Here is a 12,971-nt window from a genome sequence, read left to right as displayed (position 1 = left end):
CAATGCGCTAAACCAGCTTTCCGTGTAAATTTTCCAGAGATGTGCAGTGCTGATTCCAGCGCTACCCGTTTTGCAATTCCCGTTCGACTTCCCGCCAGCCAATGTCGCGCCGGCAGAAACCGCTTTCAAACGCGATTTCATCAATCGCCGCATATGCTCTTGTTTTTGCATCTGTCGCATTGGTGCCGAGCGCTGTGACGTTGAGCACGCGCCCCCCATTCGCAACGAGTTTGCCATCCGTTTCCTTGGTCCCGGCGTGGAATATCTTGGCACCGCTGCGCTCGGCCCGACCGAGATTGCGAATCTGTCCGCCTTTTTCTGGGGTTCCGGGATAGCCTTTGGCCGCCATCACCACGGTCAGCGCGGTATCGGGATCAAAGCTGGGCGCGCTGACCTGTGCAAGTTCACCTTTGGCCGTAGCCAGCATGATCGCCGCGAGATCGGATTGCAGCCGCATCATCAGCACCTGACATTCGGGATCGCCAAAGCGGGCGTTATATTCGATCAGCTTCGGGCCCGACTCCGTCAGCATCAATCCGGCAAACAGCACTCCGCTATAGGGCATGCCTTCTTCTGCCAGCGTGTCGACCGTTGGGCGAATGATTCTGGTCATCACCTGTTCCTGAAGCGCTGCGGTCAGAACCGGTGCGGGGCTGTAGGCGCCCATGCCGCCGGTATTTGGTCCGACATCGCCTTCGCCGACCCGTTTATGGTCCTGTGCGGTGCCAAAGGCCATGATCGTTTCGCCGTCGGTGATCGCAAAGAAACTGGCTTCCTCTCCGGTCAGAAATTCCTCGATGACCACTTCGGCTCCGGCTTCCCCAAAGCCACCATCGAACATCATCATGACGGCTTCTTCTGCGTCCTTTCGGGATTCCGCGATGATGACGCCCTTGCCAGCGGCCAGTCCGTCCGCCTTGATCACGACCGGGATCGCGAAGTCCTGCAGCGCCGACAGCGCATCAGCGAGCGTGGTTGCGCGGACATAGCCGGCCGTGGGAATGTTCGCACGCGCGCACAGATCCTTGGTGAATCCCTTGGATCCTTCCAGCTGCGCCGCTGCCTGATCGGGACCGAATACGAGAATATTGGCTTTGCGCAAGCTGTCCCCCAAGCCATCGACCAGTGGCGCTTCCGGTCCCACAACCACCAATGTGACCCGGTTCCGTTCACAGAACAGAATGACGGCTTCATGGTCATGCACATCCAGCGCGACGCATTCCGCATGCTGTTCGATGCCCGGATTTCCGGGGCTGGCAAAAAATTTCTCGACTGACGGGGATTGCGCCAGTTTCCAGCTCAGTGCATGTTCCCGGCCACCGGACCCGAGCAACAGGATATTCATGAACGATTCCCTCTCATTAGATGCGAAGCTGTTAGCCGAGAGTGGTGCGGGCGACAATGCCCCTCCGTTGAGCGTGTCGGAAATCTCGAACAGCCTGAAGCGTGTGGTCGAGGACCGGTTCGGCTATGTCCGGATCCGGGGCGAGATTTCGGGCTATAAGCGCGCGGCATCGGGCCATGTCTATCTGACTCTGAAGGATGACAAGGCGGTGCTCGATGGCGTGATGTGGAAAGGCAATGCGGGGCGCCTGCCGTTTCAGCCGGAAGATGGCATCGAAGTGGTCATTTCGGGCAAGCTGACAACTTATCCGGGGCGCTCAAAATATCAGGTCGTCATCGACAAAATGGAATTGGCGGGCGAGGGGGCCCTGATGCAGCTTTTCGAGAAGCTGAAAGCCAAGTTGCGCGGCGAGGGTCTGTTCGACACAGATCGCAAGCGAAAATTGCCGTTTCTTCCCAAAACCATCGGTGTTGTGACCTCGCCGACCGGTTCGGTTATCCGCGATATATTGCATCGCCTCGCCGATCGCTGTCCGTCCCATGTCATTGTCTGGCCAGTGCTCGTGCAGGGGGAAGCCGCGCCCAATCAGATCGCCCATGCGATCAACGGCTTTTCCAACCTCGCACAAGACGGCCCGGTCGCCAGACCCGATCTGATCATCGTCGCCAGAGGCGGCGGTTCGATCGAAGATCTGTGGAGCTTCAATGAAGAAGCAGTGGTCCGGGCCGTGGCGGACTGTTCGATTCCGGTTATTTCGGCCGTCGGGCACGAAACCGACACGACCTTGTGCGATTTTGCCGCGGACATGCGGGCGCCAACACCAACTGCGGCAGCGGAGATGGCGGTGCCGGTTCGGGCGGAATGGCTGGCTTCGCTGACCGAAACCAAGGCCCGTCTCGCCCGAACGGTACAACGCAGTTTCAGCGTCGCGGGCGAACGTCTGGAGGCGCAGCGTCGCCTGATGCCGGGGTTGACCGATTTGCTGCGCCCCCATCAGCAGCGGCTGGATGAACGCACCGATGCCCTGAAATATGCCATGGGCCAGCAAGTTTCCGCCGCCGGCAGCCGTTTTGCCCAGACCGAGGGGGCGCTGCGTCCCTCTTTGTTGAAGCATCGCTGGCAGGCCGCAAAAAGCCAGATTGATCGCCTGGCCTTGCCGGCATCGCTGTTGCAGCGCCCGCTGTCTGAAGCACAGCAACGGTTGTCATCCTTGTGGCGGCTGGCCGAGCAAGTTTCGCCAGACGGTCCGCTGAAGCGCGGCTATGCCCGGGTTTCTGGGGAAAATGGCAATTTGATCGGGAGCCGGGTCGCCGCGCTTGATGCCGGCGGGGTCCGATTGCATTTCCACGACGGTGCGGTGGGGGCCCGGATCGGGGGATCGGATGATCCGGACAAGCCAGCCATCAGCCGCCCGGATGACAAACCGAAGCGCAAAGCAAAGCCGAAACGAATCAAAAAACCGGCAGATGACAGGCAGCAGGATTTATTCTAGGGAATTTTTTGTTATCAATATCGCAATTTTTCGTTGGTAAATCACAAGTACATTATGCCGGGGGTATGATCTGACCATGTTAATGTCCAATCGCAACAAAGTGGCAAAGCTGCACTATATGCCCAACGGTTTCAGGCCGTTATCCTCGGGCGATCATGTGCTATGCGCGGTAACCGGCGACGCCATTCCCCTGGATGAATTGCGCTATTGGAGCGTCGAGCGTCAGGAGCCTTATGCCAGCGCCCAGATTTCAGCGCGGGCGCATCTACCGGTGGACGAACAATGATGCGCGGCGGAAAAAAGACAATGGCCGGGTTGGTCACAGCTATCGCGACCTTTGGCCTTTCCGTTCCTCTTTCGGCCAGTATGACCAACAATGAAGCAGAAGATTCTGCAGATTCTGCCACCGAAGCCGCTTCGGAATCCGCTTTTCGCCAGGCAACAAAATTCGGCTTTACCGGGCAGGAGATCCAGGGCGGTGTGATGCTCGGTACCGCCCCCGAAGGCACAGCCAGCCTGTCCTTTGAAGGCCAAGCGGTTCCGATTGATCAGGACGGAACGTTCATCGTCGCCTTCAACCGGGATGCGGGCCAGTCCGCCCAGCTGGTGGCAACGCTGGAAAATGGCCAGACGGTGAAGAAATTTTTCTCGGTCGCGCCTCGCAAATGGAAGATCGAGCACGTCAATGTCGCCCGCCGCAAAAGCGGACCGAGCGCGGCTTTCATGGCGCGCCGGGCACCGGAACTGGCGCAGATCAATGCGGCGCGCCAGGTGCGGAGCGACAGCAAGGGCTGGCGGCAAACCTTTATCTGGCCAGCAAAAGGCCGGATTTCAGGCATGTTCGGATCACAACGCGTCTATCGTGGCGAGCCGGGCAGCTATCATAGCGGTGTCGATATTGCTGGCGGCGCTGGAACTTTCTTTGTCGCGCCAGCCGATGGTGTGGTCACGCTGGCCACCAAAAAGCCCTTCTCGCTGGAGGGCAATTTGCTGATGATTGACCATGGCATGGGATTAAACAGCGCCTTTCTGCACGCGTCCGAGATTCTGGTCGAGGAAGGTCAGACGGTAAAGCGCGGCGAACCGATTGGCCGTATCGGTTCAACCGGGCGGGCTACCGGCCCCCATCTGCACTGGTCGATGAAATGGAACAAGGCGCGGATCGACCCGATTTTGCTCACTGGCCCGATGGACTGATTGCCACGGTCAACTTGTCAGGTTCCATTTTCTGGCCGAATCCTGAAGACCCCGGTCCGGTTTGAATCATGGTCAGTTCACGACCCGCTTGACCTTGAATCCGCGGCCGTCGTTCACTTTGGCCAGGAAACTGCCCAGTGATCCCCGCTTGATCACGATAGAGTCGCCGGCGCGCGGAGACCGCATCGAGCTTCGCCCCGAGGTTTGCTGCCAGGACGCGCCATCTTCCAGCCGAATGAGCCACTTGCCGCCGCGCAACTGGCGCACCGATGCAATTTTGCTTTCAATCTGATCGACCTGACCGTCATCATCATCACCGCCGCCAAACAGCTTTATTCTGGGTAGGGAAAGGCCAAACAGGCCGCGGCGCGCTTCTTCGACCTGCTTGCGATCCGCAATGACCACTTCCTTGTTGGTCTGTGCGGTCTCCAATGCCGCGATTTTTTCGTCGAAACAGGCGAGGCGCTGGGTTGGATCGGGGATCGCTTTGCACGCCACAAGATCGGTATAAATAGCTGGCGGGGCGGTGATATTGGACTTGGGCTCTGCGGCTAACGCTGTGCTCGGCCCAAGAAAGACTGCGCAAAGCAGTAAAGTTTTCGTCCGGCCAAACCCTGTGAAATTGCGTGTCATCGTCATATTCTTTCCATTTTCCAAAGCCAGTTTTCATTCAAATCCGGCGCGCAAATATCAAAAGGAGCGCCCGTTCTGTGCCGCTTCTAGCATATATCCCTTGCAGCACAATCCCGGGCCAATATCGGTAAGTCGATGGAACGCGGAGGAATTCTTGAGTTATCAGAAGAGCTTCTGCGATCGGAGTTTGGACGCTACACCACTGTGACAAAATAGTTACATTCTTTACAAAAGAGCGCCTTTGGGCCGAAGTCACGCTTTACAGAATTGTGCATTTCCGGCATCTGCCAGCCATTCCGTTGGAATTTCGCGCGCTTTTGTGGTGCGCATGATTCGAGCGGGCAACTACAGGGGCGGGCCATTGGGGGCTCTGCTCTTCCAGAATAAGGGACTGGATTAACATGAAAAAATTTAACAAGCTGATGAGCGGCACGGCACCAATGGTGCTCGGTCTCGCTATGGTATCAGCACCTGCCTATGCGCAGGACCAAGACGCTCAAGAAGCGGATGCAGCTGATGAAAGCGTAATCGTTGTTACGGGTTCGCGTATCAGCAACCCTAACCTGGAGCTGTCTAGCCCAGTTGGCGTTGTGACATCCGAAGAACTTGAACTGCGTCAGACCAACGTTGCTGAGCAGTTCCTGCGCGAACTGCCAAGTGCAATTCCAAGCACCGGCTCTGCAGTGAACAATGGTAACGGCGGTTCTTCCTTCGTTAACCTTCGCGGCATTGGTTCGGTTCGTAACCTGGTTCTGCTTGACGGACGTCGTTTCGTTCCAGCTGACACCACGGGCCGTGTCGACCTTAACAGCATCCCACTTGCTGTCATCGAGCGTACCGACGTTTTGACCGGTGGTGCTACGACGACTTATGGTGCGGACGCGATCTCTGGTGTTGTAAACTTCATCACCAAGCGTGACTTTGCCGGTATCGAGCTGAACCTCAGCGAGCAGATCACTGAGCAGGGCGACGGCAACGTATTCCGTTCCGACCTGACGATCGGTGCAAACTTCGACGATGGTCGCGGTAACGTTGTACTGAGCGTTGGCTATCAGGATCAGGACGCTGTATTCCAGGGCGATCGCTCTTTTGGTGAATTCAACGTAAGCTCCTTCTCTGGTAACCCAGGTGGTTCGTCAAACGCTGTTCCTGCGAACATCGTTTACACCAGCCCAGTCGATGCGGCTAACCTGTCCTTCAACGGTCAGATCAACGCAGCGGGCACGGATGTTACGCCAACGTTCAACCCAAATCCGTTTAACTTTAACCCGTTCAACATTTTCCAGACTCCATTCGAACGGTTTAACATTTACGGTTCCGGTCGTTATGAAATTAACGAGAACATCGAACTCTACTCGCAGGCTGTCTTCTCGAAACAGACCGTTTCGACGATTATTGCCCCAGGTGGTTCGTTCTTCAACACCTATCAGTTGAACCTCAACAACCCGTTCATTCCTGCCGCAATTGCGCAGCGTTATTGTAACGGTGAAGGCCTGACCGCTGCTGAATGTACCGCAGCGATCAACACGCCTTTCGGTTCGACCCTGGCTGACGGTTCTGCAAACGCAGACTATCGCGAAGTTGCTACGCAGGTTCGTCGTCGTTCGGTTGAAGCCGGTACGCGTAACTCGGACTTCACCTCGACGCTGTTCAACATCGTTGTTGGTGCACGCGGTGCGATCACGGACAACATCAGCTATGATGTTTCCGCGACCTACGGCGAAAGCGAGCGTATCCAACGTCAGAGCGGTTTTGCCCGTTTTGCACGTTTGCAGCAGTCTTTGCTTTCTTTGCCTGATGGTACCTGTTCCGATCCAAGCGGTGGTTGTGTTCCAATCAACCTCTTTGGTCAGCTCGGTTCGATCACGCCAGAATCAATCGGCTATGTCTTCGGCTTGACCCAACAGGTCATCACCGGAACGTCGATTGCAACCGTAAACGGCACCGTAACCGGTGATCTGGGCTTCGGCATCTCCGAAACCCCAATCCAGTTTGCTGTTGGTGGCGAATATCGTGAGTTCACGGCAACCCGTCTTTCCGACGAAGCGTCGCAGACTCCTGGTGCTGTTGTTGGTGGTGGCGGTGCTGCTCCTGACATTAACGGTTCCTACGATGTTTATGATGCCTTTGGTGAAGTCAGCATCCCGGTATTCGAAGGTGCTCCATTCGCTGAAAGCCTGACCATCGACCTTGGTGCTCGTTACTCAGACTATTCAACTGCTGGTACCGAGTTCACTTGGAAAGCTGGCGGTAGCTGGGAACCAACAATTGGTCTTACCATCCGTGGTAACTACCAGCGTTCCTCGCGTGCACCGAACATTGGTGAGCTGTTCACGCCTGTTTCGACCGGTTTGAGCAACCTGCAGACTGACCCATGTCAGCTGGCATTGCCTGTTGGTAACGCTAACCTGACTGCAGTTTGTATCGCTCAGGGTGCACCGGCTGGTGTTATCGGTTCCATTCAGCCACCGGCTGCTGGACAGATCAACATCACCACTGGTGGTAACCTCAACCTCGGTACTGAAACCGCCCGTACTTGGACGGTTGGTGTCGCTTGGCAGCCTGAATTCCTGCCTGGCTTCTCTGCAACGCTCGACTACTTCAACATTGAAGTGACCGGCGCTGTATCAGCACCTGCTGTTGGTGACATCATCGGCGGTTGTTTCAACAACCTGACCGCTGCAAGTGCAACCGACCCAGCGTGTGTTGACTTGATCCAACGTAGCCCCTTCACCGGTGGCCTCGACGGTTCGCCAAACGAAGTTCCAGGCCTGATCCTGCAACAGTCTAACCTCGGTACGATTGAAACCGACGGTCTTGACCTGAGCATGCGTTACAGCACGGATCTGACCGACAGCATCGCTGTTCGCGCTTCGTTCGACGGTACCTGGACCAACAAGAACACCTTCCAGTCTGCACCAGGTAACCTGGTTCGTGATTGTGTTGGCTTCTTCAGTGTGAACTGTGGTTCGCCACAATCCGAGTTTGCGTTCACGCAGCGTACCTCGTTTGTGTTCGATGAAACCTACACGCTGTCCCTGCGCTGGCGCTACCTGAGTGGCCTGGAGCAAGAGCCAGACGACATCATCAATGGTAACGGTCCTGCATTCCAGGGTACGTCTCCACTGTTCGGTGACGTTGACTTCCAGCGCATTGGTGCTGAGCACTACTTCGACCTGACATTCCAGTGGGATGTAAGCGACAACGTATTGTTCACGCTGACCGCTCAGAACATCTTCGACAACCAGCCTGCAATTGTTGGTTCGAACATTGGTTCTACAGCGTTCAACTCTGGTAACATCTACCCATCCAGCTATGATCCATTGGGTCGTCGCTATGGTGCGAGCGTTAAGTTCAGCTTCTAATCCAAGCGGTTAGAATTGAAATGAAGAGGGCGGGCCGCAAGGCTCGCCCTTTTTCGTTGGCGATTTGATTTTTGACGATGGAATAGTTATACATCATCGTGCAACGAGGGGGGTCATGGGACTGAAGTTACGCGCAACATTGATGATGCTTTCGATGGCACTCGCGGCTCAACCGGCCTGGGCGGCGCAAGAAACGACGGTCAAAACCGAAAACCCTGACGGTCTCATCATCGTGAAAGTGGCACCACCGGAAGACGGACCAAGAATTCGCTCTTCAGAGGATGCCAAAACACAACGTATCACCGACCGGAAAGACCCGCGATATATTCGCTGTCGGGTCGAACCTGTTGCTGGTTCCATCCTCAAAACACGCCGGGTCTGCATGTCTAACCAGGATTGGAAATTGGCCATCCGGTTGGGCAACAGATATGCGCGGGATTTTGTCGACCTGCATCAATCCGGCATGATCAGTAACTAGATTAATCGGACACAGCCTTTTTTCCCTCACTTTCAATCTTTGGAGTTTAGAATGAATAATCTGAAAATCGTTTCGCTTGCTGGCGCTCTTGCTTTTTCTCTCGGCGTCGCCCCCAGTATTGCCGCCAAGGAAAAAGCGAAGGTGGAAAAAGTCTCTGCAACGACGGAAGATGGGCAGAAGAAAAAGAAAAAGGCGAAAAAGATCACCGACCGCAACGATCCCAATTATGTCCGCTGCCGTTCGGAACCGATTATCGGTTCGCTGGCCCGCAAGAAACGGGTGTGCAAGACCAACCAGGAATGGAAGCTGGCATCGCGGGAAGGCAATCGCCAGGCGGATGAATTTATCTCGGAAAACCGCCCTGGCGCGACCAGCGGTCGATAGGACATAAAGAACATGATCCTGAAAGCAACATCCGCCGCCCTGCTGTCCGCGCTGCTTTTCTCCGCGCAATCGGCCCATGCCACCAACCAGACACCGACGGTCGAAGCGGAGCCTGAAAAGAAAAAGAAGGCGACCAAAATAACCGATCGACGGCATCCGCAATATATCCGGTGCCGCAGCGAACCGATTATCGGTTCCCTGTCGCGCAAGCGCCGGCTGTGCATGACCAACAAGCAATGGGCGGAATATAAGCGATCCGGATCGCGCAGCTCGCGGGAATTTGTCGATGACAATCAACCGGGTTTCATGATGACGCCCAACTGACGCGCGGTCGGTCCCGCCTTACAGGAGCGCGGCGCCGATATCCATCTGGATCCCCTGGCTGTCCGCCACTGCGCGGGTCCATTGCGCAACCATTTCTATTTCAGGACCGTGTAGCGCTGCTACGCGGTCCTGTTCTTTTGCGGGCTTCGGCATCGAATATTTCGCCAGGCTTGGCCTGATCCAGCTTCGAGTGGCTTGTAAATGCGGGGCCTTCGAGCACCGATTGCAGGCCTTGCTCGTCCAGCGCCAGATTAAAATGGCGGTTGAGCGCGGCCATGGTCTGCGCCTGGTTCTCGAGAAAATGATCGCTGTCGAGCAGCCGTATCCGTTCGGGCCCAAAGCGCTCCAATATTTTCGCGAAGGCGGCATGCTGTGACAGCCAGCCAATCGCCGCGATTTGCAGATCGGTCAGGCGCAACCATTCATCGTCAGAGAAACCGCCAACCGCATAGCCGTCGAGCCGGGTCCCGATAAGAACGTCGCGCACCCAGATCCGTCCCCACATTTCTTTCTTGGCAATCGACTTGAGATAGGATTCGATTGGGGCATAGAGCAGCAGCGCCTTGGCATCGGGCCGCATCTCTAGCGCCGGTATCGCCAGGGGTGTGCAAATATTCGAGGGTTTGATGATCACCGACTGATCGGTTCCGAACGGCCGGGCAAGCAGGTGCAGCGATTGATCCAGGACCGTGCGTAGCTGTTCTTCGCTGGCCCCGCGCCGGCGCCATCCAACCATGTCGTTGAGCAGGACGGGCTCTTTGAGGCCCATCGCTGTTCCTTCAATGTCGACCGCGCGGGCGAGCATGGTTGAACAGCAATAAGCGGAATGAAAGATGAAATGGACGGGGGCCGTCTCGATCGCGGATTGCGCTAGCGCGGTGCGGCGGACCAGTTCATATTGCTCGACATTGGGCAAATGTTCGTCAGTGATAAACGTGCATTGCTGGTGCACGGTCCGGGGCACGTGCACAAAGCGGAAGGAATCGCCATTTTCATCATAGCGATGGGCGAGATAGGCAGCGTCGCCAACAATATCGGACACTCGTTCGGGCGTTGTCATAGGGGATTACTGCCCGCTGTCCGTGCGACGCGCAAGCCTAAGCCGCTTCGCTGACCAACGCGGCGTCCATTTTGAGTGCGCCATCCCCTTCGTCGATTGTCACGATGCTGTTGTCCGGCACATTGCCACGCAGGATCATGTCGGCAAGCGGGTCCTGGAGATATTTCTGGATCGCCCGCTTGAGCGGCCGGGCGCCATAAACCGGATCATAGCCCACGCGGCCGAGCCAGCGTTTCGCTGCGTCCGACAGGTCGAGGACAATCTTGCGGTCCTTGAGCAATTTCTGCACCCGCGCGACCTGGATTTCGACAATCGGCGCCATATGCTCTTCCGCCAGCCGGTGGAACAGGATGATCTCGTCGAGCCGGTTGAGAAATTCCGGACGGAAATGGCCGCGCACGACTTCCATGACCTGCGGTTCGACATCCTTCACTTTCTGGTCATCGGACAGGTTCGCCATGAACTGGCTTCCGAGATTGGAGGTCAATATGATCAGCGTGTTGGAAAAATCCACTTGCCGTCCCTGACCATCGGTCAACCGTCCGTCGTCGAGCACTTGCAGCAAGACATTGAAGACATCGCCATGGGCTTTTTCGACTTCATCAAACAGGATGACCTGATAGGGGCGCCGGCGGACGGCTTCCGTCAGGACTCCGCCTTCTTCATAGCCGACATAGCCGGGAGGCGCACCAATCAGCCGTGCGACGCTATGCTTTTCCATGAATTCCGACATGTCGATGCGGACCATCGCCTGATCATCATCGAACAGGAAACCGGCGAGCGCCTTGGTCAGTTCGGTCTTCCCGACGCCCGTGGGGCCGAGGAACAGGAAACTGCCGAGCGGACGGTTCGGGTCCTGCAATCCGGCCCGGGACCGGCGCACAGCGGAGGATACCGCATCAATTGCGTCTCTCTGTCCGATCACGCGCTTGCCGATCAGCTCTTCCATCGCGAGCAGTTTTTCACGCTCGCCCTCGAGCATCTTGTCGACCGGAATACCCGTCCAGCGAGAGACCACGGACGCGATATCCTCGCTGACCACTTCTTCGCGCAACATCGCTCCTTCCGTCGCATCGGCGGCTTCTTCCAGCTTCTTTTCGAGATCGGGAATTTTCCCGTAGCTCAGCTCACCCGCCTTGGCGAGATCACCAGCCCGTTCGGCCTGCTCGAGTTCAAGGCGCGCGGCATCGAGTTCTTCCTTCAAATGCGCTTCGGCATTGATCTTGTCTTTCTCGCCTTGCCAACGGGTGGTCAACTCAGCAGATTGTTGCTCGAGCTCCGCGAGATCCTTTTCCAGGGCCTCAAGGCGGCTTTTCGAGCCATCGTCGCTTTCTTTCGAGAGCGCCTCGCGTTCGATTTTCAGCTGGATGATCCGGCGATCAAGCGTTTCGATTTCTTCCGGTTTGGATTCAACCTCCATCCGGATCCGCGATGCCGCCTCGTCCATCAAGTCGATCGCCTTGTCGGGCAGGAAGCGGTCGGAAATATAGCGATGCGACAGGGTCGCTGCGCTGACCAGCGCGCCGTCGGTAATCCGCACCCCGTGGTGCAGTTCATATTTTTCCTTCAGGCCGCGCAGGATCGAGATCGTGTCTTCCACCGTTGGCTCACCAATGACAACCGGCTGGAACCGGCGCTGCAGAGCGGGATCTTTTTCCACATGCTTTTGATATTCGTCGAGCGTGGTCGCGCCAATGCAGTGCAATTCACCGCGGGCAAGGGCGGGTTTCAGCAAATTGCTGGCATCCATCGCGCCTTCTGACGCGCCCGCACCGATCAGCGTGTGCATTTCATCAATGAACAGAATGATTTCACCGTCGGCGCCGCGCACTTCATCGAGCACGCCCTTGAGCCGTTCTTCGAACTCGCCGCGATATTTCGCGCCGGCAATCAGCGACCCCATGTCGAGCGCCATCAGCCGGCGGTCCTTGAGGCTGTCCGGCACATCGCCATTGGCAATGCGCAAGGCCAATCCTTCGGCAATCGCGGTCTTGCCAACGCCAGGCTCGCCGATCAGGACCGGATTGTTCTTGGTGCGCCGGGCGAGAATCTGAATGGTGCGCCGGATTTCCTCGTCGCGGCCAATCACCGGATCCATTTTGCCTTCGCGCGCAGCTTCGGTGAGATCACGGGCGAATTTCTTCATCGCTTCATAGCGGTCTTCTGCCGAAGCGGTGTCAGCCGTCCGCCCCCCGCGCAATTCGTTGATCGCGCTGTTGAGGCCTTCAGCCGTGACACCGGCACCGGTCAACGCCTTGCCGGCGGCCGTGTCTTTGGACAAGGTCAGCGCCAGCAACAGGCGCTCAACCGTCACATAGGAATCGCCAGCTTTTTCTGCGACCTGTTCGGCCTGATCGAGAACCCGGACGGCGTCATTGTTCAACCCGGGAGTCTGCTGCGCGCCGCCGCCGGACACAGCCGGAATCTTGGCCAGCGCGGCGTCGACATCGAGATGCGCCTTTTTCGGATCGCCGCCGGCCTTGACGATCAGACCGGATGCCATGCCCTGATCATCTTCGAGCAACGCCTTCAACAGATGCGCCGCCGTAATCTGCTGGTGGTTCATGCGAATGGCCACCGTTTGCGCCGATTGCAAAAAGCCCTTGGCGCGATCTGTAAATTTTTCGAGATTCATTGTCCCGTTCCCTCGTTCCTGGTTCTCTCCAGATATGGCGTGATAATTTTATCACACA

Annotated in this window: 11 protein-coding genes; 7 read left to right on the top strand and 4 right to left on the bottom strand. The window is 56.8% G+C overall.

Annotated elements, in window-relative coordinates; genetic code table 11:
- Positions 1-61: 61 nt before the first annotated feature.
- On the bottom strand, positions 62-1,345 hold the full coding sequence (gene purD, locus ACZ1GS_RS12475; protein WP_472695508.1) for a phosphoribosylamine--glycine ligase: 1,284 nt from the start codon (positions 1,343-1,345) through the stop codon (positions 62-64).
- Between purD and xseA the strand changes: the two genes are divergently transcribed.
- From xseA to ACZ1GS_RS12460, 3 genes are all read left to right on the top strand, one after another.
- Complete coding sequence (xseA, locus tag ACZ1GS_RS12470) at positions 1,344-2,837, top strand: exodeoxyribonuclease VII large subunit (protein ID WP_472695507.1); 1,494 nt, start codon at positions 1,344-1,346, stop codon at positions 2,835-2,837. The two genes, purD and xseA, sit on opposite strands and share 2 nt — an antisense overlap.
- 76 nt (positions 2,838-2,913) lie before the next feature.
- Entirely contained in the window at positions 2,914-3,123 is a 210-nt protein-coding gene (locus ACZ1GS_RS12465; protein ID WP_472695506.1) for a DUF2093 domain-containing protein, read from the top strand.
- A 20-nt stretch (positions 3,124-3,143) separates the two neighbouring features.
- Positions 3,144-4,034, top strand: coding sequence for a M23 family metallopeptidase (locus ACZ1GS_RS12460; protein WP_472695505.1), 891 nt, complete (start codon positions 3,144-3,146; stop codon positions 4,032-4,034).
- A 72-nt stretch (positions 4,035-4,106) separates the two neighbouring features.
- On the opposite strand, the gene ACZ1GS_RS12455 is transcribed toward ACZ1GS_RS12460, so the two are convergent.
- Positions 4,107-4,673, bottom strand: a complete 567-nt coding sequence (locus tag ACZ1GS_RS12455) for a hypothetical protein (RefSeq protein WP_472695504.1) — start codon at positions 4,671-4,673, stop codon at positions 4,107-4,109.
- A 395-nt stretch (positions 4,674-5,068) separates the two neighbouring features.
- On the opposite strand from ACZ1GS_RS12455, the gene ACZ1GS_RS12450 reads away from it, so the two are divergent.
- The 4 genes from ACZ1GS_RS12450 to ACZ1GS_RS12435 all read left to right on the top strand — a co-directional run bounded on the left by ACZ1GS_RS12450 (position 5,069) and on the right by ACZ1GS_RS12435 (position 9,218).
- Positions 5,069-8,032 (top strand): TonB-dependent receptor plug domain-containing protein, encoded by a 2,964-nt coding sequence (locus ACZ1GS_RS12450; protein WP_472695503.1) that lies wholly within the window; start codon positions 5,069-5,071, stop codon positions 8,030-8,032.
- 64 nt (positions 8,033-8,096) lie between these two features.
- The gene (locus tag ACZ1GS_RS12445; protein WP_472695502.1) at positions 8,097-8,510 is read left to right on the top strand and encodes a hypothetical protein; all 414 of its coding nucleotides are present in this window, start codon (positions 8,097-8,099) and stop codon (positions 8,508-8,510) included.
- Positions 8,511-8,561: 51 nt separating this feature from the next.
- The gene (locus tag ACZ1GS_RS12440) at positions 8,562-8,894 is read left to right on the top strand and encodes a hypothetical protein (protein WP_472695501.1); all 333 of its coding nucleotides are present in this window, start codon (positions 8,562-8,564) and stop codon (positions 8,892-8,894) included.
- Between the two features lie 12 nt (positions 8,895-8,906).
- Positions 8,907-9,218, top strand: a complete 312-nt coding sequence (locus ACZ1GS_RS12435) for a hypothetical protein (RefSeq protein WP_472695500.1) — start codon at positions 8,907-8,909, stop codon at positions 9,216-9,218.
- A gap of 100 nt (positions 9,219-9,318) precedes the next feature.
- Here the strand turns inward: ACZ1GS_RS12435 and ACZ1GS_RS12430 are convergent, their stop codons facing one another.
- Positions 9,319-10,278, bottom strand: coding sequence for a hypothetical protein (locus ACZ1GS_RS12430; RefSeq protein ID WP_472695499.1), 960 nt, complete (start codon positions 10,276-10,278; stop codon positions 9,319-9,321).
- 37 nt (positions 10,279-10,315) lie between these two features.
- A complete protein-coding gene (gene clpB, locus ACZ1GS_RS12425) occupies positions 10,316-12,913 on the bottom strand; it encodes an ATP-dependent chaperone ClpB (protein WP_472695498.1) in 2,598 nt (865 codons plus the stop codon).
- Between the last annotated feature and the right edge of the window lie 58 nt (positions 12,914-12,971).

The sequence above is a fragment of the Parasphingorhabdus sp. W113 genome (genome assembly GCF_055693205.1).
The sequence above is the reverse complement of the archived record's forward strand: the minus strand, read 5'-3'. Positions and strand labels throughout refer to the sequence as shown.